This window comes from Bradyrhizobium sp. LeoA1Lang (assembly GCF_055413685.1).
In genome coordinates this window covers 1-26,450 of the sequence record NZ_JBVAPG010000046.1, presented here as the reverse complement: position 1 = coordinate 26,450, position 26,450 = coordinate 1, and the positions used below count along the sequence as shown (strand labels likewise).

General features: G+C 63.7%; 23 protein-coding genes. 8 read left to right on the top strand and 15 right to left on the bottom strand.

Features of this window, described 5'->3' with window-relative positions; genetic code table 11:
• From ACZYOF_RS17490 to ACZYOF_RS17475, 4 genes are all read left to right on the top strand, one after another.
• Positions 1-267: a hypothetical protein gene (locus ACZYOF_RS17490; RefSeq protein WP_130579080.1), complete on the top strand. Its 267-nt coding sequence runs from the start codon at positions 1-3 to the stop codon at positions 265-267.
• A 43-nt stretch (positions 268-310) separates the two neighbouring features.
• Positions 311-3,244: an ATP-binding protein gene (locus ACZYOF_RS17485; protein ID WP_463716535.1), complete on the top strand. Its 2,934-nt coding sequence runs from the start codon at positions 311-313 to the stop codon at positions 3,242-3,244.
• Positions 3,245-3,733: 489 nt separating this feature from the next.
• Positions 3,734-6,577, top strand: a complete 2,844-nt coding sequence (locus ACZYOF_RS17480) for an ATP-binding protein (RefSeq protein WP_463716534.1) — start codon at positions 3,734-3,736, stop codon at positions 6,575-6,577.
• A gap of 81 nt (positions 6,578-6,658) precedes the next feature.
• Positions 6,659-7,366 (top strand): hypothetical protein, encoded by a 708-nt coding sequence (locus ACZYOF_RS17475; protein ID WP_463716533.1) that lies wholly within the window; start codon positions 6,659-6,661, stop codon positions 7,364-7,366.
• A gap of 38 nt (positions 7,367-7,404) precedes the next feature.
• Here the strand turns inward: ACZYOF_RS17475 and ACZYOF_RS17470 are convergent, their stop codons facing one another.
• From ACZYOF_RS17470 to ACZYOF_RS17420, 11 genes are all read right to left on the bottom strand, one after another.
• Positions 7,405-8,229, bottom strand: coding sequence for an alpha/beta fold hydrolase (locus ACZYOF_RS17470; RefSeq protein WP_463716532.1), 825 nt, complete (start codon positions 8,227-8,229; stop codon positions 7,405-7,407).
• A gap of 245 nt (positions 8,230-8,474) precedes the next feature.
• A complete protein-coding gene (locus ACZYOF_RS17465) occupies positions 8,475-9,419 on the bottom strand; it encodes a malonate decarboxylase subunit epsilon (protein WP_463716531.1) in 945 nt (314 codons plus the stop codon).
• Between the two features lie 54 nt (positions 9,420-9,473).
• Positions 9,474-10,364 carry a triphosphoribosyl-dephospho-CoA synthase MdcB gene (gene mdcB / locus ACZYOF_RS17460; RefSeq protein ID WP_463716530.1) on the bottom strand — a complete coding sequence of 297 codons (891 nt, stop codon included), beginning with the start codon at positions 10,362-10,364 and terminating at the stop codon, positions 9,474-9,476.
• Positions 10,361-11,041: a malonate decarboxylase holo-[acyl-carrier-protein] synthase gene (gene mdcG / locus ACZYOF_RS17455; RefSeq protein ID WP_463716529.1), complete on the bottom strand. Its 681-nt coding sequence runs from the start codon at positions 11,039-11,041 to the stop codon at positions 10,361-10,363. The genes mdcB and mdcG overlap by 4 nt, the downstream gene beginning before the upstream one ends.
• A complete protein-coding gene (gene mdcE, locus ACZYOF_RS17450) occupies positions 11,016-11,738 on the bottom strand; it encodes a biotin-independent malonate decarboxylase subunit gamma (RefSeq protein WP_463716528.1) in 723 nt (240 codons plus the stop codon). The genes mdcG and mdcE overlap by 26 nt, the downstream gene beginning before the upstream one ends.
• Complete coding sequence (locus ACZYOF_RS17445) at positions 11,725-12,663, bottom strand: biotin-independent malonate decarboxylase subunit beta (RefSeq protein WP_463716527.1); 939 nt, start codon at positions 12,661-12,663, stop codon at positions 11,725-11,727. Before ACZYOF_RS17445 ends, mdcE begins: the two co-directional genes overlap by 14 nt.
• Positions 12,660-12,977 carry a malonate decarboxylase acyl carrier protein gene (gene mdcC / locus ACZYOF_RS17440; RefSeq protein ID WP_463716526.1) on the bottom strand — a complete coding sequence of 106 codons (318 nt, stop codon included), beginning with the start codon at positions 12,975-12,977 and terminating at the stop codon, positions 12,660-12,662. The genes ACZYOF_RS17445 and mdcC overlap by 4 nt, the downstream gene beginning before the upstream one ends.
• A gap of 13 nt (positions 12,978-12,990) precedes the next feature.
• Complete coding sequence (gene mdcA / locus ACZYOF_RS17435) at positions 12,991-14,637, bottom strand: malonate decarboxylase subunit alpha (RefSeq protein ID WP_463716525.1); 1,647 nt, start codon at positions 14,635-14,637, stop codon at positions 12,991-12,993.
• A gap of 131 nt (positions 14,638-14,768) precedes the next feature.
• A complete protein-coding gene (locus tag ACZYOF_RS17430; RefSeq protein WP_463716524.1) occupies positions 14,769-15,554 on the bottom strand; it encodes an alpha/beta hydrolase in 786 nt (261 codons plus the stop codon).
• A 179-nt stretch (positions 15,555-15,733) separates the two neighbouring features.
• Positions 15,734-16,312 (bottom strand): cytochrome b, encoded by a 579-nt coding sequence (locus tag ACZYOF_RS17425; protein ID WP_463716523.1) that lies wholly within the window; start codon positions 16,310-16,312, stop codon positions 15,734-15,736.
• Entirely contained in the window at positions 16,309-17,367 is a 1,059-nt protein-coding gene (locus tag ACZYOF_RS17420; protein ID WP_463716522.1) for a catalase family peroxidase, read from the bottom strand. Before ACZYOF_RS17420 ends, ACZYOF_RS17425 begins: the two co-directional genes overlap by 4 nt.
• Before the next feature lie 196 nt (positions 17,368-17,563).
• On the opposite strand from ACZYOF_RS17420, the gene ACZYOF_RS17415 reads away from it, so the two are divergent.
• Positions 17,564-18,652 (top strand): mandelate racemase/muconate lactonizing enzyme family protein, encoded by a 1,089-nt coding sequence (locus ACZYOF_RS17415; protein ID WP_463716521.1) that lies wholly within the window; start codon positions 17,564-17,566, stop codon positions 18,650-18,652.
• Positions 18,653-18,745: 93 nt separating this feature from the next.
• On the opposite strand, the gene ACZYOF_RS17410 is transcribed toward ACZYOF_RS17415, so the two are convergent.
• Positions 18,746-19,720: a LysR family transcriptional regulator gene (locus ACZYOF_RS17410; protein ID WP_463716520.1), complete on the bottom strand. Its 975-nt coding sequence runs from the start codon at positions 19,718-19,720 to the stop codon at positions 18,746-18,748.
• A gap of 213 nt (positions 19,721-19,933) precedes the next feature.
• Here ACZYOF_RS17410 and ACZYOF_RS17405 point away from each other — a divergent pair, with 213 nt between their 5' ends.
• The 3 genes from ACZYOF_RS17405 (at position 19,934) to lon (ending at position 23,809) form a co-directional block, all read left to right on the top strand.
• On the top strand, positions 19,934-20,797 hold the full coding sequence (locus ACZYOF_RS17405) for an alpha/beta fold hydrolase (protein ID WP_463716519.1): 864 nt from the start codon (positions 19,934-19,936) through the stop codon (positions 20,795-20,797).
• Positions 20,798-21,019: 222 nt separating this feature from the next.
• Complete coding sequence (locus ACZYOF_RS17400) at positions 21,020-21,424, top strand: Hsp20/alpha crystallin family protein (RefSeq protein WP_463716518.1); 405 nt, start codon at positions 21,020-21,022, stop codon at positions 21,422-21,424.
• A gap of 9 nt (positions 21,425-21,433) precedes the next feature.
• Entirely contained in the window at positions 21,434-23,809 is a 2,376-nt protein-coding gene (lon, locus tag ACZYOF_RS17395) for an endopeptidase La (RefSeq protein WP_463716517.1), read from the top strand.
• Positions 23,810-23,862: 53 nt separating this feature from the next.
• Here lon and ACZYOF_RS17390 read toward each other — a convergent pair whose 3' ends face one another.
• The 3 genes from ACZYOF_RS17390 to ACZYOF_RS17380 form a co-directional block, all read right to left on the bottom strand.
• Positions 23,863-24,195, bottom strand: a complete 333-nt coding sequence (locus ACZYOF_RS17390) for a c-type cytochrome (RefSeq protein WP_463716516.1) — start codon at positions 24,193-24,195, stop codon at positions 23,863-23,865.
• A gap of 9 nt (positions 24,196-24,204) precedes the next feature.
• Entirely contained in the window at positions 24,205-25,491 is a 1,287-nt protein-coding gene (locus ACZYOF_RS17385; protein WP_463716515.1) for a molybdopterin-dependent oxidoreductase, read from the bottom strand.
• Positions 25,492-25,654: 163 nt separating this feature from the next.
• Complete coding sequence (locus tag ACZYOF_RS17380) at positions 25,655-26,149, bottom strand: YciE/YciF ferroxidase family protein (RefSeq protein WP_130579041.1); 495 nt, start codon at positions 26,147-26,149, stop codon at positions 25,655-25,657.
• Positions 26,150-26,450 lie beyond the last annotated feature (301 nt).

Sequence of the window (26,450 nt, the reverse complement as noted above, 5' to 3'; positions counted from 1 at the left end):
TTGAAAATCGGCATCACCGCCGTGGCAGCGTGCGCCGCGCATCGCCGCTTTTGCCGCGCGGAGCGATATTATTCCTATTTCGACCTGTCGGACGCAGAGCTGTCGGGTGACACCTTCGGTTATCGTGTAACACCTTTGGCTAAGGTTGCTAGGCGTCCGGAAAGCAATATGATGCCCGTAATTGGTCCCTCGACGATCTCAGGTCATTTGGAGTTCGGACGGGCACCGCGACCTGCTGCTCCGGTACGCATCAAGCTGATGCAGTGAAGGACGGAGAGCGTCGGCAACTTGCTTGATTGAGGTCCCGAACATGGGCGACCGCACGCAACGTGCCGTCCGCGAGGCCGGTCGGGGTTCGGCCGCGCCGGGGACCGTTTGCTTCGGTCCGTTTCGGCTGCATGCTGGGCAAAGAACGCTGGAGAAGGACGGCAGTCCGATTCAGCTCGGCGGCCGGGCGCTTGATCTTCTGATCGCCCTGGTCGAGCGTGCCGGCACGGTGGTCAGCAAGAATGACCTGTTGGCCAAGGTATGGCCTGACATCATCGTCGATGAAGGCAGCCTCAGGGTTCAGATCGCGGGCCTTCGGAAAGTGCTTGGCGACGGCGAGGCAGGCGCGAGATACCTGACCACGGTTTCGGGGCAAGGCTACTGTTTCGTCGGACGGCTTTCGCATCCGAACGATCAGGAACAGTCCTCGATCGGACCGGTCTCCGAACCGCCCCACAATCTGCCGGCGCGGCCGATGCGAATGGTGGGACGCGACCAGACCGTTCGCGACATATCGGCCAAGCTGAGGAGCGAGCGTTTCGTCACCGTCGTTGGGCCCGGCGGCGTCGGCAAGACCACGGTGGCGGTCTCCGTCGGCCATGAATTGCTCGAAGAGTTCGCCGGCGCGGTCCGCTTCCTCGACTTTGGGACACTCCATGACCCCGCACTCGTTCCAAATGTCGTCGCCTCGGCGCTCGGCCTCCTCGGCCAGGCCGGTGATCCCTCCGACAGTCTGGTGAACCTGCTTCGCGACAAGCGGATGCTGCTGATACTGGATTGTTGCGAGCATGTGATCGAGACATCGGCCGCGCTGGCCGAACGACTTTATGCGGAGGCGCCGCAGCTCCATATCCTGGCCACCAGCCGGGAGTCGCTGCGGGTCGAGGGCGAGCATGTTCACCGTCTGCAGCCGCTCTTGAGCCCGCCTGATGACGCAGGCCTGACGGCCGCGCAGGCACTCGCCTTTTCCGCAGTCCAGCTATTCGTGGAGCGCGCGGCTGCGAGTGGCGGCCGTTTCGTCGAACTGAACGACGCGGACGCGCGCCTGGTCGGCGAGATCTGCCGCAGGCTGGATGGCATTGCACTGGCGATCGAGCTCGCCGCCAGCCGCGCCAGCGCCTCCACTATCAAGGACACGGTCGCGCTCTTGAACGACGCGTTCAAGCTCCTGGGCGAGGGACAGCACGCCGTGCTGCCACGGCATCAGACCCTGCGCGCGACGCTCGACTGGAGCTACAAGCTGCTGTCGGAGCCGGAGCGTATGGTGCTGCGGCGGGTGGCCGTGTTTGCCGGCACCTTCACCCTGGAAGCCGCCCGCTCGGTCGCGGGCGCAGAGGACGCCGACGATGGGCAGGTGATCGCGGCCGTTGCCAGCCTGGTTGCAAAGTCCATGCTTGCGGCAGGCCCAACCGGCGCATCGACGCGATACAGGTTGCTCGATACGGCGCGGGCCTATGCCCTGGAACGGCTTGCCGCAAGCATGGATGCCGATGCGACGGCGCGGCGGCATGCCCGCTATTTCCTGCATCTGCTGCAGGAGATCGGCAACGGCTCGACCGCCTCATCGGAATCGAACCGCTTTGCGGCGATCGCCGACCAGTTCGGAAACATACGCGCGGCGCTGACCTGGTGCTTCTCCGAACGCGGCGACTGCGCAACGGGCGTCGCGCTGGCTGCGGCGGCCATGCCTTTTTTCCTCAAATTGTCCCTGTTCGCCGAGTGCCAGCTCTGGGCCAAGCGCGCGATCGCACAGCTTGAAGCGGCAAATCACAGCCTGAAATACGACCTCGACCTTCACGCCGCCCTGGGCCTGGCTTTGTTGCTCACAAAGGGGACCACCGACGACGTTCACGCCTTTCTGACACGCGCGCTTCGAATAGCCGAAGAAATCGGCGATGTACCCAGCCAGCTTCGCCTGATCGAGCGGGTTCACGTGTTCCAGATGAGGGCGGGAAATTTCACGGAAGCCCTGGCGCTCGCCAAACGAGGCGAAGCCGTCGCGTCCGATCACGGCGACCGCATTAAACTTGCCCATATGCGGATTGCGCTCGGCGTCTCCTGCCATCTTGCTGGAGACGCGCGGCTGGCCCGGTCCTATGTGGAATCTGCGTTGTTGCAGTTGCCGGGATCGGAACCTGATGTCGATGATCCCCTGAACTACGACTACTTCAGTCGCGCACGGATCACCCTGGCTCGGATCCTGTGGCTTCAGGGATATCCCGATCAGGCGGTCGACACGGCGCGGCGAGCCATCGCCGACACGATGCGTATCGGTCATCCTGCCAAGCTCTGCATGGCGCTGCTTTGGGCATTCTCGATCTTTGTCTGGAACTCGGAGACGGAGAATTACGAAGAATACGCCGACAGACTTATCCTGGAGGCGAGCAAGCACGCGCTGGGGCCATACCAGACGATTGGCTACGGGACAAAAGGCGTTGTCCTGGTGGCGCAAGGCCAGGTCGAGACCGGGATTGCGCTGCTGCGGGGCGCGCTCGAAGTCATGCGCAGCCATCGATACGGCTCGCTCGCGGATTTCCGCATCGCGCTGGCGCAAGCCCTCGCCACCATCGGGCAGGAAAAGGAGGCGCTGGATACGATCGATCTGGCAATCGCCCGTGTCGGGCACAACAAGGATATGTTCTGCATGCCCGAGCTGCTGCGCGCAAAGGCGGACGTGCTGCTCTCCGCGAGGAGCCCTGATCTGGAGCAGGCAGAGCGCTGCCTCAAGGAGTCGATCGACCTGGCCCGGCGCCAATCGGCGCTCGCCATGGAGCTGGTTGCCGCGACCTGCCTCGCGAGACTTTGGCTCGGGCAGGATCGCGCCGCCGAGGCACGCCAGCTCCTCGCGCCGACCTATGCCCGCTTTACCGAGGGGTTCAACAGCCCCGCGCTCAGGGCGGCAAGGGCGCTATTGGATGAGCTGAGCTCGCAACATCCTGATACGTCGACGGACGCAAGACTGGCCGTTCGGGGGTAAGGCTCTGAACGCATTCGTCAGAATGCCGATTGATTTGCGTCCATCCGGCAACCGCGATCCTGCGAACTCGAAATGAAGGTGCAGATCCGAAAGACCCGAGCCATCCGATCCGGCATGTTCTGTCGCGTAAGCATTCAAGACCACCAGCTTGCGCCATGGGCTCGCAGCGCCCCTCCCAAGGCAACGAGCCCACGGGGCCGTCCTATCCCCCCGCCCCATCCCCGGGACGGCCCCCTTTCCTCTCCATACATCATCCGCTTGCCGCGGCTTTCGCGGCTTGCCTTTCGAACGGGTTGCTGGCTCTGGCGAGAGACGATAGCGATAGCCTGGAGCAAGAAAAGTCATCACGCTTTTGGGAACCCGGCGTGGATCATGGCTCGTTCGCCGCAAGCCGCTCCCGTGATAGGAAACCCCGTCCAAACCGGCACCCTAATCCGGGCACAAATCATAGTTGGGCCAAAGGCGGCTCTCGCAGCAGGCAGGTAGCGCGTGCAGAGCGACAATAGCGATGAATCTGCACTGGCATTCGGACCATTCCGACTGCTGCCGAAAGCGCGACTGCTCCAAAAGGACGGCAATCCCGTACATATCGGAGGCCGCGCGCTCGACATCCTGATCTTCCTCGCCGAACGCGCTGGCGAGGTCGTCGGCAAGCGGGAATTGGTGTCGCGGGTGTGGGCCGATGTGAACGTCGACGAGGGCAGCCTCCGCTTCCACGTCAGCGCGCTGCGCAAGGTGCTCGGCGACAGCGCGTCCGGCGCGAGATATGTCGTGAACGTTCCTGGCCGCGGCTATTGCTTCACCGCGCCGATCGTGCGTACGGAGACGGAGCCTGCCGCAACACCGGCCGCCAGCCCTCCCCTTCCGGCGCAAATTGCCAGGATGATCGGGCGCACTGAAACGATCGAGAAGATTGCAGCCGAGCTCGCACGCCACCGCCTGGTCACGGTGGTCGGACCGGGCGGCATCGGCAAGACCACCGTCGCCCTGGCGGTGGGGCACCGTCAGCTTGGCACTTTTGCCGGCATGGTCAGGTTCGTCGATTTCGGCTCGCTGCGGGACAAGCGCCTGGTGCCGAGCGCGCTGGCATCGGCATTGGGGCTTTCGGTCTCCTCCGACAATCCGCTGCCGAGCATGCTGGCGTTTCTGCGCGAGAAACGCATGCTGTTGATCTTCGACAGTTGCGAGCATCTCTTGGAAAGCCTGGCGATGCTCGCGGAAAGCATCATCCGCGAGGCGCCGGAGGTTTCCATCCTGGCAACCAGCCGCGAATCGCTGCGTGCCGAAGGCGAGCAGGTGCATCGGCTGTTTCCGCTGGATTGCCCGCCGGAGCGCGCCACCATCACGGCTCCCGACGTGCTGGCCTATCCCGCGGCGCAATTGTTTGTCGAACGCATCGCCGCGAGCCTCGGCGGGTTCGAGCTCGGCGATGCCGAAGCGCCGGTGGTGGCGGAAATCTGCCGCAAGCTCGATGGCATTGCGCTGGCGATCGAGCTCGCCGCCGGTCGCGTCAACGCCTACGGAATTCAGGGCATCGCCACGCTGCTCAACAGTCGCTTCTCGCTGTTGTGGCAGGGTCGGCGCACCGCGGTGCCCAGGCATCAGACGCTGAGCGCGGCGCTGGGCTGGAGCTACGAGCTATTAACGCCTGCCGAAAGCGTTACGCTGCGCAGGCTGTCAGTGTTTGCCGGCAGCTTTACGCTGGAAGCCGCCCTTGCGGTGGCGTCCGACGATGGGACCGACGAAGCCGAGGCGGTCGAGGCGATCGCAAACCTGGTGGCGAAGTCGCTGATCTCGCTGCCGTCAACGGCTCAGCCGGTGCGCTATCGGCTGCTCGACACCACGCGCGCCTTCGCCGCGGAGAAGCTTGCGGAAAGCGGCGAAGCCGCAAGGATATCGCGCAACCACGCGATCTATTTCCGCGATCTCCTTGCGGGCATCGCGGCGAGAGCAGCAGCATTCTCGACCAGCGACAGCTTCACTCCCTATGCCGATCATCTTGCCAATGTCCGCGCCGCCCTCGATTGGAGCTTCTCCGACCAGGGCGACCGCGCGATCGGGATCGGGCTTGCCGCGGCGGCCGCCCAATTCTTCCTCCAGCTTTCGCTGCTGACGGAATGCCATCGCTGGGCGCGACAGGCGCTGGCGGGATTTGATCCGCAAATTGCCGACCCGCGCCAGGAGATGGAGCTTCAGGCCGCGCTTGGCGTCTCCTTGATGTTCACGCAAGGCAACACCGAGGAAGTCCATACGGCCTTCACCCGCAGCCTGGAACTGGCAGAGTCCCATAACGACCTGCACTGGCAGCTCTGGCTGCTGCGGGAGCTTCACATCTATCTCACCCGGATCGGCGATTATCGTGGCGCGCTGGTGATGGGCGAGCGCGGCGTGGTGGTCGCCAGAACACTGAACGATGCCGCCGCCATCCGTACCGCGGAATGGATGCTCGGGGTCGCCAACCACCTGATCGGGAATCAGAACGACGCCGTCTTGCAGTGCGAGAGCGCCACGACCCATGATCCGTCTCGCCTGCACATCCACATGCAGCGTCTGGGATATGATGACCGGATCATTGCGCTGGTCGCTCTTGCACGGAGCCTCTGGCTGATTGGGCGCCCCGATCGCGCCATCGCGGCGGCGAGATATGCGGTCAGCGAGGCCGAGCGCACACAGCAGCCGCTCACGATCGGCATTGGCCTGATATGGTCGATCTACGTGTTTCTCTGGTTCGGCGATTGGGACGATACCGACAAGCTGATCGAGCGTCTCATCAATCATGCGGCCACGCATTTTCTCGGGCCCTACCAGGCCGTGGGACTCGGACTGAAGGGCGAACTGCTGGTCCGCCGCGGAGAGCCCAAGATCGGCATCGAGCTGCTCCGCCAGGGCGCCGGAACATTACGGCAGACGCGGCACAAGATCCTGAGCACGGTGTTCGCGGCAGCGCTCGCCGAAGGCCTGGTGCAGGTGCGGCAATACGAGGAGGCGCTCGGCATCATCGACGAGGCGATCGCGCAGCGCGACAGCGCCGGACAGTCGTTCGACCTGCCGGAGATGCTCCGCGTCAAGGGACACGTCCTGGCGTCCTCGGCCCGTCCATCCGAGGCCGAAACCTATCTGATGCAGTCGCTCAAGCTGTCCCACGAGCAAGGTGCGCTCGGATGGGAATTGCGGGCCGCCGCCACCTTGGGACAGCTCTGGCATGAACAGGGCGATGCAGCAAAGGCTCATGCGCTGATCGCTCCGCTTTATGCACGATACAGTGAAGGCCTCGACAGCGCCGATCTCAGGTCCGTAAAACTACTGCTCGATGAGCTGGTTTCGCGCATCTAACAACATCTAACGCGCAAATTCGCCCGTGCTGGGCCATGCTCTCTGTACGATCTTGGGGCTGGTCGAAGACGGGATTTGCGAATGGCATTGCTTGATGACGCCCTCGATGCCTGCGGTGGGCTGGAACGATGGCGCCGGTTGAAGAGATTCACCGTCCACCTTTCCGTCGATGGCGCGCTGTTCTCCCGCATCGGCAATGCAGGGCGGCTCAAGGACATGGTCATGGAAGGTTCGACCGAGGTCCAGACGCTGCAATTCACCGGCTTCACCGCCCCCGACAGATGCGGCCTGTACCAGCCCGACTGGGTTGCCATCCAGAGCCTGCAAGGCGAGATCCTGCGATCATGCCGCGACCCGCAGACGGCATTTTCGGATCACCACGACGAGATGCCGTGGGACGATCTGCGCCTGGCCTATTTTTGCGGCCTCTCGCTCTGGAACTGTCTGACGACCCCATTTCTGCTGGCGCAACCGGAAATTGAGACCGAAGAACTGCCTCCCTGGAACACCGGCAGCCAGATCTGGCGGCGTCTCCGCGCGATATTTCCACCGACCATCGTTACGCATTCCCGGGAGCAGATCTTCTACTTCGATGACGATGGGCTTCAGCGGCGATTGGACTACCAGGCGGCGGGCGTGGCAATCGCGCACCTGACCTGGGCGCATCAGAAGTTCAACGAAATCGTCATCCCCACGCTCCGGCGCTGCCTGTCGCGTCAGCCCGATGGCACTCTGGTTACGAAGCCCGCGCTGATCGACATCGAGATCTTCGACGCGTCATTCGAGTAGCAGCTAACGAGCGGCGTCGACCATCCCGTTGTGCGCGATCACTCCTTGCCCTGAACGAAGAGCTGAATCAGGGCAACGAGGACATCTGGCGCATCCTCCTGGCTGAAGTGGCCGGCATTGGGCAGCTTGATGATGGGCCGGTCCGGCCATATTCCCCTGAAGTCGGCGATTTGGACCGCCGGCGAGATAGCTCTGTCCTTCATACCAACGGCGAGCATTGCTGGCTTTGACTTCAGATTGTCGACGAGTGGAAAGCCTTCAACGACGTATGGAGCAATCCGACCGAGCAGCACATCGAGCGGGAACTCGATCGCTCCGATGCAGTCCTCTTTTGCTGGAAAGGCCGAACCGTAGGCCGCGAGCCATTCGGAATTCACTGCCGACAGATTCTCAAGACCAATGATCTTCATGATGCTGAGAATGTTGACGTCCAGGTGTCCCAACACCTCGCCAAGCGTGCCGGCTTCGTAATGCTTGCGGACAAACTGAAACCAGGGCGTCAGCGCATCGAACTCCGCGTTGCCATAGCCCGCCAATGTGTTGAGCAGGAACAAGCGCTTGACGCGGTCGGGGTGTCGCAGTGTGAAGGCCGAACCGATCGGTCCGCCCCAATCCTGCATGACCAGGGTGATGTTCCTCAGATCGATCGTTTCGATGAGGTTCGTAAGGTTGTCGACATGGGCTTTCAGCGAATACTCGCGATCGCGAGGAGTCTCGCTTTTGCCGAAGCCCATGTGATCGGGAACGATCACCCTGTGCGTCGCAGAAAGCGGCGGAATAAAGTGTCGATATAGATAGCCCCAGGTCGGTTCACCATGCAGACAAACGATGGGATCGCCGTCGCCCTCGTCGACATAATGCATACGAAAGCCGTTCCCGTCAAAATAGTGCGGCGCAAAGGGCCAGGTTGCACCAAACGTCTCGGCTGCAGGAATCGTCATTCGCCGAATCTCCTCGTGCGCGGGGTGTCAGTTGCAATTATGTACGTCATATAAATGCCTCATCGAATGTTCGCTACCAACGACGAACCGTCGTAATGCCCGCACGACGATAATCTTTGCGTGAGAAGCCGCGCGTCGGCGACCGAAAATATTCGGTTCCGATTGAATCAGAACCGAATATCCAGATGGGTAGTCAGCCAGGCGCGAACGCCGTCCAGCGTCCGGAAGTCCTCCAGGGATCGCGTCGCGACGTCATGATAGGCGCCAGCCACCATCTCGCTCAGCGCCCCGCCCGGCCCGAGTTCCAAGAACACCGTCGCTTCGCTCTCGATGCAGGCCTGCAGGCAATCGGCCCATTGCACCGTCTGCGAGATCTGGGCCGCCAGCTTGTCGAGACCGGCTTTGACATCGATGACGGCCGCAGCGTCAATTCCGCTGAGGAGCCGGGTGCCGGCGGCCGGCAATGCCGCCACGGCAGCATGGCTTAACCTGTCGCGGAATTCCGTCGACGCCTTGGCAAGCCGCGGAGTGTGGGAGGCAACTTCCACCGGTACGTCGACAACCCTGGCCGCATTCATCGCTTTCGCGTCATCGGCGAGCGCGTTCAATGTTGCGCGGCTTCCGCCCAGGATGAAGGCATCGCCCGGATTGACGATGGCGACGGCGGCATCGTGCCGTTCGCACAAGGTGTCGATGGCATCGCGTGGAAGGCCGCGAACGAAGACCATTCCGTCACCGGGCCGCGTGGCGGCGTCCATCGCTTCCGCGCGGCGGGCCACCAGGTCGAGCGTATCTGTCATGCTCGTAAGGCCTGCGACGCCCCAGGCCGCCACCTCGCCAACGCTGTAGCCGGCAACGATGAGGCGGTCCGGCATTTGGTCGCGCAGCACAGACGCTGCGGCCAGCGCCTGCAGCGTGCAGAGGATCTGGCCGATGCGGTTGCGGTGCAGCACTTCCGCGCTCTCGCTACGGACGATCTCACGCGGATCCCGGCCGCCGAGCAGCGTCGCCGCATGGGCAAACAGGCTGGCGGCCTCCGGCGCATCGCCGGTCAGGGCGAACATATCGCGATGTTGCCGTCCTTGCCCGGAGCAGAGGATTGCGAGACTCATAGCCAGCCCAGCATCACGAAGAACACCGGCGCCAGCGCAGGATCGCATTGGACATCAGCGACAGGACCTCTCGTGGGCGTCGACGAAGAGGGTCATGGCCAACAGATCGGCCGATCCGCCGGGGCTGAGCCGGCGCACGATGAAGCTATCGTGGATGGCGCGGGCGCGCTCCCGCCAATCCGGCGCACCTACGCCGCCCTGGCCGAGAAACTGCCGCGCCACGCGGCGCGCAAACAAGAGACCGTCCAGCCCGCCGCGATGCAGCAGGTTGGTGTCCTCGACCGCGGCGATCAGCGCGAAGCATGCTTCGACCCGCGCGGCCTCGGTGTCATCGGCGGTAACGAAAGCTCCCCTGTGCAAGGCCGGCAGGCCGACGTGGTAGACGCTGGGAAATCCCTTGGCCGCTTCCACGCGCGCGCCACCGGCACCGAAGCGACGACGGGCTTTCATGCCATGGCTGTGGAGCAGCACAGGTCCACCGAGGATGCTGCTGCCCCACAGGCGCGTCACGGTTGCTCCGAGCGACAAAGCGGGATCGACCTGCCCGTTGCTCCTTGCTCCGGCCGCCGCGCACAGCAGTCCAAGGCCGAAGATGGCGCCGCGATGGGTGTTGATGCCCGAGGTCGCAGCAAACATCGCCGCCTCGGCCTTGAGACCGATGATCCTCAGTTGCTCCATCGCGCAGCCGCCGGCGCCGGCTTCCGCCAACGCAGCGAAATACGGGCCTATGGTTTCAGCACTGACGCGCAGTGTCTCGGCATCCATATCCTCGTGACTGCCGCGATCGACATGGCTCACGAGGCCGGGCTTCGGCCATGTCTCCACTTCCAGCAGCAGGCAATCCACGGCGCTTGCCGCGATTGCCGCCGCATTGGGCGCGCACGGCGCCTTCACCTGTGGAAGAGGTGCCCGCTGCTGCGCGCTCCATGCCAGAGCCAGCGTCATGACGGCATCTCCCCGGCGAGGAAGAGACTCGTATCGAGCAAGGCGACGCTATCGATGGTCTTGACCAGGACCCGGTCCGCATCCGCGTGCAACTCCCGCCAGTTCACAGCGGCGCCGTCGTCGCGGACCAGTTCGCCATCGAGCCGCATCGGCGCTCGCGCCTCGATCTCGGCAATACTAGCGACGAGACCTTCAACATCCGTGTCGCGCCCAATGCGCAGCAGCAGATCGAGATCAGAGCGATCGGTCAGATAATCCAGTCCAGTCAACACCCGCCAGGCAAGGCTGCCGAACACCCTTGCGTCCACCGCATGAAGCGAAGCGAGTTCATCGAGACGTTCGAGCGTCGGCCGCCACGCGGGCGGCGCCTTCCGAGCGGCCGCTCCCAACGAGGGCGGCGGCGCGATCGAGATCACGTCTTCGGCCTGCATCAGGAAGGAAAGCCGCCGCTTGCCGGCAAAAGGCGGCAATGGCAGGCCCACCGCCACGCCGTGACGCTCGCAAGGCGTGGCACGCCGGCCGATCAACGGCCAGCCGTTCTCGACCCATAGCGCGACCAACGGATCGGCCACCAGATCGCTCCGCGCAGCGAGCGCTGTGCACCAGCTCTCGGGGCGGACAAAGATCAGGTCATGGCGCCTCATCGGTCCCTCAGCGGGTTTGCATGGTGAGCTCACGAACGCGCTCCGCGATATCGGCGGCCTTCATGCGGCCACCGCGTTCCTTGCCGAGCGTGTCGCGTCGGTCGCGCGCATCGGACATGTTGCGCAGCAGTTTCTCCAGTTGATCGGCCAGCGAGACCTTGTCGTCCCAGGTGACATGCACGGCCCCGAGCTGAACCAGATTTTGCAGGCCGGGAGCGAACACCGGCGTGGACTTGGCCTTCTGCTCAAGCACCTCGATCGGCAATTTCGTCACCTTGGACATCGACGGCAGATCCATCACCGCCGGATCCGCGCCCGGCAATCCCACCAGCACGCGGGTCGCAAGCGCGGTGGCGAGGAAGGCTCCCGCCGCCGAATGGCCATACAGCAGCCCGATCGTAGGCCGGCCCTCGATATCCGCATGGATGAGCGACTTGGCGAGATGAGCCAGGAACTCGTTCAATCCCAGAAGCTCATCGCGCTTGCTCATGCGCTGGCTGTCGCTGTCGACGACGACCAGAATCGGGCCGCTTCCATTCTTGATCGAACCGAGAACGGCGCTGGAGAGCCTGATCGCCTCGTCGACACCGAGCGCGGTTCTATCAGCGACACCGATGACCAGGGCGCGATCGCCGGATCGCAGCGTGCCGGACCCGAGCAGAACGCCACCATCGTTCTTCACGTCATGGCCGTCGGGAAACATCGAGGCGAGAATCCTATCGAGCGTCACGGGCAATCCTCCGGAGCTTGTCGGCAAGTTCGATGAACTGATCGGCTGGCAGCGCTGGAACCGACGCAGCGTCCGGAACGCCTTCCGCCGCCCAGATCTCGACCGCATCCCGGCAGGCGCCAAAGCGTCGCAATCGATCTTCAAGGCGCGATTGCTCGGCATTCAACGTGTCGATGCCAAAGCCCGCGGTGGTCTCAAGCAATTCGAGGGCGGCTTCACGAAAGGCTTGCACGGTGTCGTCGGCAAAGAGTTCGGCGCCGCCGATCAGCCGCCGGTGCTTGCCGCCCATTGTGCGCCAGACCAGGGCACGGTCGTGCGAGTCGAACTCTTCCACGCCGCGATTGGTCTCGATGACCTCAGGACCGGAGACGGCGATACGTCCCTGCTCGGACACCGCGAGCGCCGAGCAGCAGCCCGCGATCAATCCACCGCCGCCATAACATCCAGAACGGCCGCCGATCAGCCCGATCACCTTCACGCCTGCGGTCCGCGCCTGGATCACCGCGCGCATGATCTCGGCAATCGCAAGCTCGCCCGCATTGGCCTCTTGCAGGCGGACGCCGCCAGTGTCGAGCAGGATCAATACCGGGATCGATTTCATCTCCTTCGCCGCGCGCAGCAATCCCGTCAGCTTGGCGCCGTGGACCTCGCCGAAAGCGCCGCCCATGAAGCGGCCTTCCTGTGCCGCGATGAACACCGGCGATCCCGCAAGGCGCCCGTGGCCGACGATGATGCCGTCGTCGAACTGCTCGGGAAGGTCGAACAGTTTCAGATGCGGGCTGACCTCGCGCTGCTCGGGGCCGATGAATTCGACAAAGCTTCCGGGATCAAGCAATAGCCGGATCCGCGCCCGCGCTGATGCCTCGTAGAAGCTCGTCGCTCGCGCCTGCTCCACCGATGGCTTTTCCAGATCCGCGACGCTCATTGCTCGTCCTCCGCCATCAGCCGGACAGCCTGGGCGAGACGCAGCGACACGGTGTCAGGCCGCGCGCCGCCGTCGTTGATAGAGAATTTGAGCCCGCCGGGCGAGTAGCGCTCGACGAAGGCGGCGACCACGGCGTCCCATACCTCGCCAAAGCCTTCGGCCGCAGTCTTGATCTCCAGCCGGCATTCGGTTTCCGGCAACACGCGCTCCGCCAGCACTTCCAGATTGCCTGAAGCCACCACGCCGATGATGGCCATTTGCCTGGTCCCGCCGGCACGGCTACGGGCCGGATGGTGAAAGCTCAGGTCTTCCATTGCGGCTATCCTCTCACCAGTTGCGGAATTGCGAGGGCGGCGCGTAGAGCCCGCCCGACCACCGTACGAGATCCTTGATCGAGCGCGCCGCCAGCATGCTGCGGTCGGCGTCGAGCGGATCGATGCCGAGATCCTCCGGCCGGCGGATCACGCCGCGCTCGCGCAAATGCTGCACCATTTTCCTGTCCCTGTTACGGCCGACATCGGTGTAGCCAGCAACACCGCGGATCGCCTGTTCGCGCTCATTCTCGTCACGGCACAGCAGGAGATTGGCGACGCCCTCCTCCGTGACAATATGTGTAACGTCGTCGCCATAGATCATCACCGGGGCGAGATCGAGCTTGAGCTTCTCGGCGAGCGCGAGCGCGTCGAGCTTCTCGACGAACAGCGGCGCGTTCTTCTCGCCAAAGGTCTCGCCGATCTGCACCACCAGCTTGCGGCCACGGCGGAGCAGCGCCGAGCCGTCGGGATCGGCCTCGCGGCCGGCCTGCAGCCAGGGTGTGCTCGGATGGCGCCGCCCGCGGGCATCGGCGCCCATGTTCGGCGCGCCGCCGAAGCCCGCAATGCGCGATGTGGTGACGGTGGAGGAATTGCCCCGCAGATCGATCTGCAAGGTCGAGCCGATGAACATGTCGCAGGCATAGAGGCCGGCGGTCTGGCAGAAGGCGCGGTTGGAGCGCAGCGAGCCGTCTGGCCCGGTGAAGAAGACGTCGGATCGGGCGCGGATATAGTCGTCCATGCCGACCTCCGAGCCGAAGCAATGGATCTGCTCGACCCAGCCCGATTCGATCGCGGGGATCAGCGCGGGATGGGGATTGAGGGCGAAATGGCTTGCGACCTTGCCTTTCAATCCCAGCCGCTCGCCATAGGTCGGCAACAACAGCTCGATCGCGGCGGTGGAGAAGCCGATGCCGTGATTCAGCCGCTGCACGCCATAGGGCGCGTAGATCGCCTTGATCGCCAGCATCGCGGTCAGGATCTGTCCTTCGGTGATGGCGCCGGGATCGCGCGTGAACAACGGCTCGACGAAGAACGGCTTGTCGGCCTCGACCACGAACTGCACGCGGTCGGCCGGGATATCGACGCGCGGCACCTTGTCGACGATCTCGTTGACCTGGGCGATGACGACGCCGTTCTTGAAGGCTGTGGCCTCGACCACCGTCGGCGTGTCCTCGGTGTTCGGCCCGGTATAGAGGTTTCCGTCGCGGTCGGCGCTGACGGCGGCGATCAGCGCAACCTGCGGCGTGAGGTCGATGAAATAGCGGGCGAACAATTCGAGATAGGTATGGACGGCGCCGAGCTCGATCTTGCCGCCGAACAGCATGCGCGCGATGCGCGCCGACTGCGGCCCGGAATAGGCATAATCGAGCCTCTTTGCGACGCCGCGGTCGAACAGGTCGAGATGTTCCGGCAGCACGATGCCGGACTGCACCATATGCAGGCCGTTCACCTTGGCGAGGTCGACGGCAAGCAGCGCGCGACAAAGCAAGTCCGCCTGCTTCTGGTTATCGCCCTCGAGGCACACCCGGTCGCCCGGCCGTATCACCGCTTCCATCAGGCGGGTGGCGTCGCGTGCTTCGACGATCTTACCCTTCGCCAGTTTCGCGCCGGCCTCGATGCGGGCATCGCGTGCTTGCCGGCCTTGCTGCCAATTCCTCATTCGCCATGCTCCTGGATCCGGCATTCCCTAACGATATGCGTCGGACCCGATTGGATCACTGAGGCGCTCCGGCGGGCATGTGTGAGAACCCTGTCCCGCCGGAGCCCCATGCGTCATTCGCAACCTTCTTGTCACCGCGCGGCCAACTTTTCAGCGTTGCGAGCAGCTTCTGTGATCACGGCCGCCACTTCCTTCGGATGGGATTCGTAGACGGAGTGGCTGGCGCCCTTGATCTCGGTGGTGTGGCTCTTTGCGCGGGCGTAGTACCAGCGCTCGAGATCGGGATTGATGATCTGGTCGCTCTCGGCGACGATGCCCCAGCTTGGCTTGGTCTTCCAGGCAGCTGCGGTCAGCGGCGTGGTGAAGACCTGAGCCGCGGCCAATACCTGGGAGCGCGCGAAAAATTCCGCCCGCTCGCGCGACAGGTCGGGTGCGAAGAGCTTGGGAAAATCCGGCGGGTTGAGATAGGTGTATTGATCCGGCGTCTTCTTGATCGCGCCTTCCGTCTTGGCCAGCACGCTCGGCATCTTCTTGCCAAGCGCGCCTTCATCCTCGCCGACGTCGGGCGCATGCGCGGCGACGTAGACGAGACCGATCACCTTCGGATGAACGCCGGCCTCCGTGATGATCGAACCGCCATAGCTATGGCCGACGAGCAGCGTCGGGCCGTCCTGCAAGTCGAGGATTCGCTTCGCCGCCGTCACGTCATCGGCGAACGAGGTTTCCGGCTCCTGCACCATGGTGACATGGAATCCTTCTTTGGTGAGGATTTCATACACGGGCTTCCAGCCCGATGCGTCCACCCAGGCGCCATGCACCAGCACGATGTTCTTGAGCGGCTCGGCACGCGCCGGGATAACTGCCGAAACGAGCGAAAGAGCGGCCGCAAAGGCGAGGCAGGCTTTGAGGTGTTTCATGTCCGAAGACTCCAGGTTGCGTCGTGCGAACCATAGAGGCAGAGCCTGTCTGCGTATTTCTGTAACTAAAGGGCAATTTCGACTTTGCACGCTGCCGAATAAATGTTGTCGGCGCGATCCGCTCGCTGGCAAACGTCAAGACGCACTTGCCCGTACCGGCGCAAGTGCGTCTTGTGATCTCACTCAGCCGCTGTGTACTCGACCCGCGTGCCATCGTCGCGGATCGGCACCGGCGCCATCGCCGCGAACACGCCGTCATGCCGGACCAGCGCGTGGAACAGCGCGGCGGCAACATGCATCAGGATCAGCGCAAAGAATGCGAAGGCCAGATAGAAATGCGCATTCCACAACAGCGTGCGCAGGCTGTCGCTCTGCGGCAGGATCGCGGGAAGGTAGATGCCGCCGTAGAGCTCAACAGGATAGGCCGATGCCGACAGCATGGCCCAGCCGAGCAGCGGCATGCCGATCATGAGAGCATAGAGCGCATAATGCGACAATTCGGCAGCGAGCTTCATCGGCTCGGGCAGGTCGGCCGGCAGCGGCGGCGCGCCGTAATAGAAACGCGTGACCAGGCGGATCAGCGCCAGCACCAGGATGATGCTGCCGAGCGTCTTGTGGATCGAGACCAGCGGCACGTATTTCGGCATGATCGTGGATACCATGCCGACGCCAATGAAGAGCATCGTCAGGATGCAGACTGCCATGACCCAGTGCAGCACGCGCTGAAGGGGAGAGAAGTGGTGGCGGATAGCGTTCATGGCTTCGGGCCCGTTACGGTTCGTGGATAATCCTTGGCCTCCGCCGTGCGGAGATCGTACGACTTGGCGTAGACCGATGAGCGGGCCGCCGGGAACGGATCGTCCGAGGTGCGCATGCCCGGCGGCAGCACGGTCGGATCGAAGTTGATGTCGCGGCAAGGACCATCCGCCTCGGCCTCGATCCGCTGCACGACCAGGGTGCCGACCTCAATGGTGCGACGATCCTCCGGCCATGCCTTGGTCGGATCTGCGGTGGGATCACCGGGATTGGCGACGGTCACCGTCATGGTCCAACGTTGCGGGCCAGTGCGAACCCGCTGCGTAATCTCCTGTTCAAGGAAGTCAGCATCAAGCTTCTTGAGATCATCTTGCGTCACCGGAACCACTTGCGCCTGCGACAGCAACGACCATCGCACCGCGTGATCGGCGCCGGAGTTGTCGGTGAAGATGAAACTGTTGAGGCCGTTGAAGCGATCCTCCGCATAGCTGCCGGTCCAGGGCGCATTCTTGGCCCAGGCGCCGAATGGCGCAAACTCCGGATGCGCTTCGGCAAACACCTTCATGGCGTTGGGGTCCTTGCTGCCCGCTGCGACCAGGAGTTCGTGAAAGCCTTCGGGCGTTGAAGCGGCAAAGACCGGCGCATTGATCATCGCCATGCGCCATTCCTGGCCATTCGGCGGCATGATCCGCAATCCCAGGCCGCGCACGCGGACCGATGCATCCGCGGCATCCGGATTGGGCGTGCCCAGATTGAAACGTCCCAGCGCCGCATACTGGCCGGCGGCAAGGACCGAGGCGCGTGAGATCGCCGCGCCATTGCCGTTGGATTCGAAAACGCCGGTGAAGCAGATGCCCTTGGCGTGATTGCGGCGGTAACCAAGCGCCGGGCCGCTGGGGGGCGCCAGCGCCTCCAACATCTTCCAGGGCGTCAGGCGCTCCGGCGAAAGCCATCCCGCAGTGTAGGCGAAGGCGGCCGCGCTGCCGGCGATGACGACGCCGATCAGCACGAGTGATCCCAGCACGGAACGTGCGGGAGATGGACGCGGCTCGGGCATTCAGACCTCACGATGACGATGGATAATTCTGTCCTGTAGCCACCACTATCCCTCCGGAGCATCGGAGGGTCTTCCCGAACCTGCCAAGACTCTTTCAAAATCGCACGGCCGGCAGCGGCAACGCGCTCGCGGCCGGAGGGGATTGTCCATGCGCCGCCCCCGTCCTAACCTGCCCGAAAAAACAGGTGGAAACGCAATGGCACGGATCAAGACTATCGAGACCGGACTCTACCGGATTCCGCTGTCGGTCACGCTGTCCGACAGCACGCATGGCGAAATCAACGCGTTCGAGCTTATCACGGTTCGTGTACGCGATTCCGACGGCGCGGAGGGCATAGGCTACACTTACACGGTCGGCCGCAATGGCGGCGCCATCGCCGACATCCTCCGCCGTGAGGTTCCCGAATTGATCGAGGGCCGCGAGGCCGACGATACCGAAGCGCTGTGGCACCACGTCTGGTGGCGCCTGCATTATGGCGGGCGCGGTGGCCCCACCGTGCTTGCGCTCTCGGCGCTGGACATCGCCCTTTGGGACTTGAAGGCGCGGCGCGCCGCGCTGCCGCTCTGGCGGCTGCTCGGCGGGTTCGATCAGCGCGTCCCCTGCTATGCCGGCGGCATCGACCTCGATCTGTCAGTCGAGGCCCTGCTGAAGCAGACCGACGATAATCTGGGCAAGGGCTTTCGCGCCATCAAGATGAAGGTAGGCCGTCCCGATCTCGGCTCCGACGTCGCGCGCGTGCAGGCGATGCGCAAGCATCTCGGCGACGGCTTTCCGTTGATGGCCGACGCCAACATGAAATGGACGGTGGAGGAAGCCATCCGCGCCGCGCGGGCGCTGCAGCCCTTTGATCTCACCTGGCTCGAAGAGCCGATCATTCCCGACGACGTCGCCGGCCACGCCCGGATCCTCGCCGCCGGCGGCGTGCCGATCGCGGCGGGAGAAAACTTGCGCACGCTCTGGGAGTTCAAGAACTATATCGCCAATGGCGCCGTCTCCTATCCCGAACCTGACGTGACCAATTGCGGCGGCGTGACCTCCTTCATGAAGATTGCGCGGCTTGCCGAAGCCTTCAATCTTCCCGTCACCAGTCACGGCGCGCACGACATCACGGTGCACCTGCTCGCGGCCTGCCCGAACCGTTCCTATCTCGAGGCGCACGGCTTTGGCCTCGATCGCTATATCGAGCATCCGCTCGTGCTCGAAGATGGCATGGCGCTGGCGCCGACCCGCGCCGGCCACGGCGTCAACTTCGACTGGAAAGCGTTGGCGAGTCTCGCCGCGTGAGCCGCCATGGATACTGCGCTCCCTCTCCCGCTTGCGGGAGAGGGCTGGGGTGAGGGTGTCTCCACGATGGGACTGTCCGTAGGGAGAGAGCCCTCACCCGCTGCGCCAACGGCGCAGCGACCTCTCCCGCAAGCGGGAGAGGTGAAGAGACCTCACGCCAGCCACACCGCTCGCGTGAATATGCGCTTTCAGGAAATCGATCAGCAGGCTCTTGGCGCTCTCGGCGGCGAGCGTGAGCGGAAACTCGTTCGACCATATGACGCAGCAGGTCAGATAGAAGGTCGGCTTGATCAACGCCGGCTCCGCAAAATCATTCAGCGAAAAGCCGGACATGTCGCCGAGATTGAGGATCGTGCTCGCCGCGCCTGAACGGACCGCAGAAAGTTCGCTTGCGACCGTGACGGCCTCCGCCGCCAGATTGAGAGACAGGCCCGCCTCGGCAAGGGTTCGATCAATCACGATCCGCCGCGCGTTCAAGGGACCGGGCAGCACCAGCGGGATTTTCGCGACATCCTTGAGCGAGATCGTGGGGCCGGCCGTCGCGTGAGCCGAGTGCCGGCTGCTGATCAGATAATGGTTCTGCCGAAACAAAGGCTGCCGCAGAACCACCGGGAAGAACTCGTCCTCGAACGCCAGCGCGAGATCCAGCCGGCTCTTCCCGACCTCCTCGCGCAGGAATTCACTGTCGCCGTCGATGAACTTCAGCGTGATCTTGGGGTATTTCGCCCGGCACTGCGCGATGAACGGTCCGACCAGCGTGGTGGAAAGCGACGCCGGCATGCCCAGGCCCACCAGCCCTTCGACATCGCCGACACTCGAACGGACGAGACCGGGGAGGTTTTCGAGCTTGCGCAGAATGGATGAAGCTTCCTCGTAAAGCTTCTCGCCGACCACCGTCGGCCTGACCCCGCGTGCGCTTCTCTGGAGCAGCGGTACGCCAAGGGAAGCTTCCAGCTCCACGATCTGCTGGCTGAGCGCGGGCTGCGCAACGTGAATGGTCCGCGCCGCCTGCGAGAAGCTGCCGGCCTCGACAATCTTCACGAAATAATAGAGATGGCGGTATTGCATCCGCCGGCCCTCACCAGCCCTGGGATCGTGGAATCACCACCTAAAAGCGTGGCTACTGTTCAAGTTTCATCGGCGTCGCGGCCACAGCCGAAATAGTATCAAATCGAACCAAACTTGTGGTAGTGGCGACACTCAAGCCGGCGATAGAACGTTGCTTGCTGTCGTGGTAACGGATCGATACGGGCCGGACAGCGTGGACGGCAAGGAAGTGGCATGACGCGAACGATCCAGTGGCAGTACGGAAGCGGTGAAGTCACGCTCGGTCTCGATGAGGCCGGCCCGGGCGCTTCCGTTGTCCTTCTGCCGGCCCTGAGTTCGATCTCGACACGGCAGGAAATGCGCCCTCTCCTCGATCGGCTTGCTTCCCGTTTCCATGTCACAACCGTCGATTGGCCCGGGTTTGGCGACCTGGAACGACCATCCGCAAACTGGTTGCCGGATATGCTCTCGGCATTTCTCGACTGGTTCCTGACCGAGATCGTCTCGCCACCTCACACGATCGTCGCAGCCGGGCATGCGGCGACCTACGCGCTGCACCAGGCGGCCAACCATCGCGGCACGATCGAACGTCTTGTATTGATCGCGCCGACCTGGCGCGGGCCATTGCCGACCATGATGAGTGGCGAGCGACCCTGGTTCGCCCGCATTCGCGCGGCGATCGATCAGCCTCTGATCGGGCCGCCGCTCTACCGGCTGAATGTCAGTCGCTTCGTGATCTCGAAGATGGCGCGCGGGCATGTGTACAGCAATCCCGATTGGCTCACCGGCGATCGCCTCGCCGCGAAGCTTGCCGTCACGCGAGCGGAAGGCGCCCGCCACGGTTCGGTGCGTTTCGTGACCGGCGCCCTCGACCGCGTCGACAATCGCGCGGCGTTTCTCGATCTCGCCCGTCGCGCAGATATTCCGATCCTTGTCATCTACGGCGCCGAGACGCCGCCGAAATCGCGCGCGGAGATCGAGGCCCTCACCGGGCTCCCGAACGTCCAGGTCAAGAAACTGCCAAAGGGCAAGCTCGCCGTCCACGAGGAGCTGCCGGATATTGTCGCCGACGAAATTCTGGCGATGATGTCAGGGTGATTTCAGCCATCATCCCCGCCGTTCGATTATTGGATCAGAACCGATGATCTGAACCTGTTGCCCAGGGGCACAGCTCGGGGTTTGGTGACGCAGCCCAACGGTTCCAGCAGATCGTCTGTCAAGGGCGATCGGCTGCCATTGTGCCTGTGCAAGCCGTGCGCTTTCGGAGTAGGTTTGAGGCACGCAACGGCCTTGCAAATTCTACTGGAGGCGGAACGACAAATGCCGACAAAAGATCCGGTCAACTGGATGTTGTCTGAAGCGATCGAATCGCTCGCGCGCGCCGAACGGCTGCATCGAAGATTGTTCAGCCTGCAGCCGGCCGGTCCGCGCGAGCCCAATTGGGAGCCTCCGATCGACGTGCTGGAGACCGATCGGGAGCTGTTGATCTTCGTGGCGCTGCCCGGCGTCGATCCCGATCAGGTGGTGGCGATCATCGAGAACGGCGTGCTGATCATCAAAGGGCACCGGATATTGCCCGCGGAGCTCCGCGATGCGCTGATCCACCGGCTCGAGCTGCCGCAGGGCGGGTTCGAGCGCCGCATTGCGTTGCCGGCCGGACGCTACGCCGTGAGCCGGACCGCCTCGAATGGATGCGTCGTGTTGCGCCTGTCGAAATCCGTGTGAGAATTCATGATGTCGCCTGATAGTCAAAATCCCGGTTCGGCCACCGCCGGTGCGAAAGTGGAATCGGTCACGATCCCCTCGGATGCACTGATCATCGTCGCGGTCCGCAACATTGTATTGTTTCCGGCCGTGATCGCTCCGGTCGCCATCGCCCGCGCGAAGTCGATCGCCGCCGCGCAACAGGCACTGCGCGAACAGCGGCCGATTGGAATCCTGCTGCAGCGAAACGCCGACATCGACGATCCCACGCCGGACGACCTGCACCGCGTCTGCACGATCGCCAATATCGTCAGGTACATCACCGCGCCCGACGGAACCCATCACATCGTCTGCCAGGGCGTGCAGCGCGCCCGCATCCTTGATTTCCTGCCTGGCACGCCATTCCCCGCGGCGCGTGTGCTTCACATTCCGGAGCCGACGACGACGTCGCCCGAGATCGAGGCGCGCTTTATGAATCTGCAGAGACAGGCCGTCGAGGCGGTCCAGCTCCTGCCGCAGGCGCCGCCCGAGCTGGTCGGCGCTTTCCAGGCAACGACATCTCCCGGCGCACTCGCCGATCTCACGGCGTCTTATATGGACATCAAGCCGCAGGAGAAGCAGGAGATCCTCGAGACCATCGACCTCGCCGCCAGGATGGACAAGGTTTCGCGCTATCTCGCCGAGCGGCTCGAAGTGCTGCGGCTGAGCAACGAGATCGGCCAGAAGACCAAGGCTGCCCTCGACGAGCGCCAGCGCGAAGTGCTGCTCCGCGAGCAGATGGCCACCATCCAGCGCCAGCTCGGCGAAGGCGAAGGCAAGGCGCAGGAAGTCGCGGAATTGAGCGCGGCCATCGACAAGGCGAAGATGCCGGCCGAAGCCGAAGGCCAGGCGCGCAAGGAGCTGCGGCGCTACGAGCGGATGCCTGAAGCCGCCGCCGAAGGCGGCATGGTTCGCAGCTATCTCGACTGGCTGATCGATTTGCCCTGGGCGCTGCCGGACGAAAAGCCGATCGATATCCGCGAGGCCCGGCGCATCCTCGATGAGGATCATTTCGGGCTGGAAAAGATCAAGGCGCGGATCATCGAATATCTCGCGGTCCGCAAACTGGCGCCGCATGGCAAGGCGCCGATCCTGTGCTTCGTCGGACCGCCCGGCGTCGGCAAGACCTCGCTCGGCCAGTCGATCGCGCGCGCCATGGACCGGCCGTTCGTGCGCGTCAGCCTCGGCGGCGTCCACGACGAAGCCGAGATCCGCGGGCACCGCCGCACCTATATCGGCGCCCTGCCCGGCAATATCATCCAGGGCATCAAGAAGGCCGGCTCCCGCGCCTGCGTCATGATGCTCGACGAGATCGACAAGATGGGACGCGGCATCCAGGGCGACCCGTCGGCGGCGATGCTCGAGGTGCTCGATCCCGAACAGAATTCGACCTTCCGCGACAACTATCTCGGCGTGCCCTTCGATCTTTCACGCGTCGCCTTCATCGCGACCGCGAACATGCTCGATACGGTTCCGGGACCGCTGCTGGACCGGATGGAGATCATCAGCCTGCCCGGTTACACCGAGGATGAAAAGCTCGAGATCGCGCGGCGCTACCTGGTGCGCCGCCAGCTCGAGGCCAACGGTCTCAAACCAGAGCAGGCGACAATCGAGGACGAAGCGCTGCGCTCGATCATCAAGGGCTACACGCGGGAAGCCGGCGTCCGTTCGCTCGAACGCGAAATCGGCAAGGCGCTGCGCCATGCCGCGGTGCAGATCGCGGAGGGCAGCTCAGCCAAGGTGACGCTCGGCGCTCGGGATCTCACGACCGTGCTCGGCCAGCCGCGCTTCGAAGGCGAGATCGCGCTGCGCACCAGCGTGCCCGGCGTTGCGACCGGGCTTGCCTGGACACCGGTCGGCGGCGACATTCTCTTCATCGAAGCAACACGCGTGCCCGGCAGGGGCGGCCTGATCCTCACCGGCCAGCTCGGCGAGGTCATGCGCGAAAGCGTGCAAGCGGCGTTGACACTGGTGAAAAGCCGCGCCGCGCAGCTCGGGATCGATCCGTCGCTGTTCGAGAAGAGCGATATCCATGTCCACGTGCCCGCGGGCGCCACGCCGAAAGATGGTCCGAGCGCCGGCGTCGCGATGTTCACCGCGCTGTCCTCGCTGCTCACCAATCGCACGGTCAGGCACGACACCGCGATGACCGGCGAGATATCGCTGCGCGGCCTGGTGCTGCCGGTCGGCGGCATCAAGGAGAAAGTCGTCGCGGCCGCGGCCGCCGGCCTGACCCGGGTGATGCTGCCGGCGCGCAACCGGCGCGACTTCGACGACATTCCGCAAGGCGCGCGCGACAAGCTGGAGTTCATCTGGCTGGAGCGCGTCGACGATGCGATCGCGCAAGTGTTGGAGCCGGCAAAATAGCGGGCCGACGCGCAATCGAGAATAGGCCGGGTACGCGGCTCCCCACGTGCCCCTCAATCCTTGCCCTTGGTCCTCACCAGATAGCTCACGATCGCCGGCACGTCCGCCTCGTCGATCGGCGCCTTGTAGGCGTTGATCATCTTGTGCACCTCGGCTTCCCAGGTCGCCTTGGGCAGCGGCGGCTGGTTCAGCACCATGTCGGGCGAGTGGCAGGCGAGGCAATTGTTGTTGATCGCATCGGCACTGGAGCCGCCGGGGAATAAGGCATCGCCTGCCGGCAGCTCCGCCGTCGTCGATTTGATCGTCGGCAGATCCTGAACCCAGGCCGGCGTCGAGGAGAGCAGCGCGCTTCCGAAGCAGCCGATCGCAGCCAGATATTTCAGCATGATCAGCTCCTAGAATGCCTTGACCTGCACGGTTTCGATGACGTTGCGCATGAAGCCACTGCCATTCCAGTTCGGCGTGTCCGGCTGGACCTCGCCTGCGGAATTGGTGCAGCGGACCATCAGCGCGTGATCGCCTTTGTCGGCAAGCGCAAAGTCCGTCTGCCACTGGCGAAAGCCGTACTTGCCGAAATCATCGCCAAGCTTAGCCGGCTGCCATGACTTGCCACCGTCGCTGGAAAACTCGACCTTGGCGACGCCGGTGTCACCGCCAAAGGCGATGCCGCGAGCGGGCACGCGCGTGCCTGCGGTGAACGATGCGCCATCAGTGATATTGGTGAAGAATGAGCGCGGCACCATGCGGTTGATCGGCACCATCTTCACGCCGCTCTGTCCCGGCACGATGCTGGCATGCGGCGTATCGGGAATCGTATATGCTACAGCCATCCAGTAATTATCGTCAGGCTTGTCGAGCACTTCGATGTCGCTCAGCATCTTGATCCAGTAGGTCGAGTACCATCCCGGCACGATCAGCCGCAGCGGGAAACCGTTGAGCAGCGGCAGTTGCTCGCCATTCATGGCGTAGGCGATCATCACTTCGCCGTCGCGGGCGTGATCGATCGCAAGCGACTTCCGGAAGGTCGGAGCGTCCAGGACGACAGGCTCGTCCAATCCCTTGAAGCGGACCTGAACGGCGCCGGCCTTGACGCCGGCGCGATCCAGCACGTCCTTCAGCCGTACGCCGGCCCATTTGGCGTTGCCCATCGCGCCATTCGCCCATTGCGCGCCGGGCACGCGCGGTGCGAAGAAGCCGCGCGAATTGCCGGAGCATTGATTGACCGCGGCAAGCTCCACCCGCGGCAGGTCGCGCAGGATGTCCGATATCGACAGCGACAGCGTCCGATCGACATGCCCGCGCACCGCAAGCCTGAAGGCGTTCACGTCGACCGAATTCGGGATCTCGGCCCAGTGCCAGCGCACGTAGAACTGATCGTTCGGCGTGAAGACGCCGCGGTCGAACACTTCCATCGGCGTTTCGAGCAGCGCCGGCCGCACCCGCTGCAGAATCATGTCGCCTTTTTGCGGAAAAGCATGCGTGATCGGCCGTTCCCGCGGCCCGCTCGCAAACGGCAATTTGACCATTTCTTCGGCGAAGGCCGGCGATACGGCAAGCGACAGACCGGCAATTCCAATGTTCCGGAGCACAGTACGGCGCGACGGACGTTCAGTGGGGGCGGAGCGAGCGGGATGCAGGTTTCGCAGCGAATGGCTGAGCGCATCTTCCTTGTCGTTGCGCATCGGAGCTTCCTCCTTGGGCAAGCGGCACCGAGCCCATCGGCACCGCCCATTGCAAATCCGAACAATAGCATACCCAGCCTAGTGTCGACGGGACATCTGGGTATTTCGAATTTGCCTGCTACCGAGGCAGCGAATCGCGCAACATCGTACGACACGCGGCCGATCAGGCCGCCAGCGCGTCCTGGTTGATTTCACCCTTGGCAAGCGTCGTCAGCAATTCGTCCGCCCGCTTTTCTTCATCGAGCGCGCCGTGCAGCAGCCGCTGGTCCTCACGAAGGTTGAGCTGGCCCGCAAGCGCGGCCACGCTTCCATAGGCTGCGATCTCGTAATGCTCGAGCTTCTGTGCGGAGGCGATCAGGCCGGCGTCGCGAAGGTAGCCGTCCTTCAGGATTACGCACATCTTCTCGGTCTCATGGATCAGCGCCTGCATGGCCTGATCCGTATGTTGCTCTGCGGCGGCGTCGTGCTTCTGCAGGATCGACCGCAGCCGCTCCTCCTGCATGATGGTTTCCCGCTGATGCCGCTCCAACGCAGCCCTTAGCGAAGGATGCGAGGCTGCTTTGGCCATAAGCAGCAACGCCTCGCCAAGCTGCTGCTCGACGCTGACAAGTTCCTGCAATTCGGCAAGGTACATGTCCTTGAATGTCGTGATCTCCATGGTGGTATCCTTTCGAACGGACCGCCGGCCAGCCGGCCGCCGCGGCCCTCAAGTGCAATCGCCGATCGGGTTGAAGGTAGCCCCGGCGGAGCTGCGCTCCCTCTCCCGCTTGCGGAGGAGGGCTGGGGGTGGGGTGCCTCTGCATTGGGACTCCCCGAGTGGAGAGAGCCCTCATGATCTTCCCCCGAAAAAGTGGACGGGTTTAAGCAGCTTTTAGCTCCATCTCGATCGGCGCGACATATCCGATGGCGGAATGGAGCCTCGTTCGATTGTAGAAGCCTTCGATGAAGGCGAAGATGTC

Bases quoted from the DNA above. Each gene is read 5' to 3' on its own strand.
- mdcC (WP_463716526.1), bottom strand. From the start codon at position 12,977: ATGGAAGACCTGAGCTTTCACCATCCGGCCCGTAGCCGTGCCGGCGGG.
- ACZYOF_RS17415 (WP_463716521.1), top strand. From the start codon at position 17,564: ATGGCACGGATCAAGACTATCGAGACCGGACTCTACCGGATTCCGCTG.
- ACZYOF_RS17425 (WP_463716523.1), bottom strand. From the start codon at position 16,312: ATGAACGCTATCCGCCACCACTTCTCTCCCCTTCAGCGCGTGCTGCAC.
- ACZYOF_RS17420 (WP_463716522.1), bottom strand. From the start codon at position 17,367: ATGCCCGAGCCGCGTCCATCTCCCGCACGTTCCGTGCTGGGATCACTC.
- ACZYOF_RS17465 (WP_463716531.1), bottom strand. From the start codon at position 9,419: ATGAGTCTCGCAATCCTCTGCTCCGGGCAAGGACGGCAACATCGCGAT.
- ACZYOF_RS17485 (WP_463716535.1), top strand. From the start codon at position 311: ATGGGCGACCGCACGCAACGTGCCGTCCGCGAGGCCGGTCGGGGTTCG.
- ACZYOF_RS17445 (WP_463716527.1), bottom strand. From the start codon at position 12,663: ATGAGCGTCGCGGATCTGGAAAAGCCATCGGTGGAGCAGGCGCGAGCG.
- ACZYOF_RS17385 (WP_463716515.1), bottom strand. From the start codon at position 25,491: ATGCGCAACGACAAGGAAGATGCGCTCAGCCATTCGCTGCGAAACCTG.
- ACZYOF_RS17390 (WP_463716516.1), bottom strand. From the start codon at position 24,195: ATGCTGAAATATCTGGCTGCGATCGGCTGCTTCGGAAGCGCGCTGCTC.
- mdcB (WP_463716530.1), bottom strand. From the start codon at position 10,364: ATGACGCTGGCTCTGGCATGGAGCGCGCAGCAGCGGGCACCTCTTCCA.
- ACZYOF_RS17410 (WP_463716520.1), bottom strand. From the start codon at position 19,720: ATGCAATACCGCCATCTCTATTATTTCGTGAAGATTGTCGAGGCCGGC.
- ACZYOF_RS17380 (WP_130579041.1), bottom strand. From the start codon at position 26,149: ATGGAGATCACGACATTCAAGGACATGTACCTTGCCGAATTGCAGGAA.
- ACZYOF_RS17405 (WP_463716519.1), top strand. From the start codon at position 19,934: ATGACGCGAACGATCCAGTGGCAGTACGGAAGCGGTGAAGTCACGCTC.
- lon (WP_463716517.1), top strand. From the start codon at position 21,434: ATGTCGCCTGATAGTCAAAATCCCGGTTCGGCCACCGCCGGTGCGAAA.
- mdcA (WP_463716525.1), bottom strand. From the start codon at position 14,637: ATGAGGAATTGGCAGCAAGGCCGGCAAGCACGCGATGCCCGCATCGAG.
- ACZYOF_RS17470 (WP_463716532.1), bottom strand. From the start codon at position 8,229: ATGCATTATGTCGACGAGGGCGACGGCGATCCCATCGTTTGTCTGCAT.
- ACZYOF_RS17475 (WP_463716533.1), top strand. From the start codon at position 6,659: ATGGCATTGCTTGATGACGCCCTCGATGCCTGCGGTGGGCTGGAACGA.
- ACZYOF_RS17400 (WP_463716518.1), top strand. From the start codon at position 21,020: ATGCCGACAAAAGATCCGGTCAACTGGATGTTGTCTGAAGCGATCGAA.
- ACZYOF_RS17430 (WP_463716524.1), bottom strand. From the start codon at position 15,554: ATGAAACACCTCAAAGCCTGCCTCGCCTTTGCGGCCGCTCTTTCGCTC.